The 319-nt window shown below is 42.0% G+C and carries 1 protein-coding gene; it reads left to right on the top strand.

Features of this window, described 5'->3' with window-relative positions; translation table 11 throughout:
- Positions 1–16: 16 nt before the first annotated feature.
- Positions 17–319, top strand: a 303-nt coding sequence (locus tag ACYQ4S_RS12550; RefSeq protein ID WP_459771512.1) for a transposase, incomplete at its 3' end; no start/stop codon positions are given.

Consider the following 319-nt stretch of genomic DNA (forward strand, 5'->3'; position numbering starts at 1 on the left):
ATCATGTACGATATCAATGAATAAATCGGGAAAATATTTTATATCCATTCTTGTGGAATCAGCGGACGAAACGCCCCAATTAGTTGAACGGAAGATCGGGATTGATTTGGGTATTTCGGATTTTGCGATCACCACCAATGATTTAGGGGAGACTGAGAAGCACAAAAATCCAAAACCTCTTTACAAGTCCGCAAAGAAGCTGAAGAAGGCGCAACGGTCATTATCCCTCAAACAAAAAGGCGGTAAGAACCGCAATAAAGCACGCATTCAAGTGGCCAAAAAGCACGAGAAGATTGCCAATCAGCGCAAAGATTTCTTG

This window comes from Alkalibacterium sp. s-m-28, assembly GCF_054658175.1.